Annotated in this window: 1 pseudogene; it reads right to left on the reverse strand. The window is 24.5% G+C overall.

Features of this window, described 5'->3' with window-relative positions:
* Positions 1-705: pseudogene (locus tag CAMP18498_RS07910) on the reverse strand (capsular biosynthesis protein); the annotation flags it as partial.

A 705-nucleotide genomic window follows, 5' to 3' on the forward strand; every position in this document is an offset into this window, starting at 1 on the left:
TTTTTTTTACAATCCTTTCAAATTCATAACTTCCAAAATCTACTAAATTAAATCCTTCTTTTTGTAATCTTTTCCAGTCTGAACTTTCTTTTCTTAATGCAAAAACTATTTCTTGCTCAGGATGATTTTGCATGATATATCTGTATAAATGCTCTGCATTATCATCTGCTTCGTAGTCTCTATCCATTAAAAGCCAAATATTACTCTTTGGTAATCTTTCTTGAAATTCTTTTCTAATATTTTTAATATCTAAAAAATATTTATTATATTTATCAACCATACTTTGCTTGTCATTAATCCATATCTCTAATTTATTTTTAGCATTTTTTGGTATATGAACCCATAGTCTTTTTTGGTAACAAAATATCCTATTTAAAAAATCATATTTAACAATCTTTTTATAATCTACATATACTTCTTCTTCATCTACAAGAATTCTTTCTATATCTTTATCATCCCCAGTATAATAAGTAATTAAAATTTGCTCTTTATAAGGATCATAACCTTCTATATAAGTTATTTGAAATGGTGGTGTTTCGTTTTTAAAGCAATTTAGAATTCCAATTTTATAAAAAAACCAACAACCAGCTAAATTAAAGTTAAGAATTGTTTCAGTATCTATATAAGAGAAAATTTGATCTAGTAGCTCTAAATATCTCTGTTTTTCATTTTCACCCATAAAAGATAATTTTTCAGGAGAATTAA

Origin of the sequence: Campylobacter sp. W0066.2, assembly GCF_024723515.1 — a bacterium.
GTDB lineage: Bacteria > Campylobacterota > Campylobacteria > Campylobacterales > Campylobacteraceae > Campylobacter_D.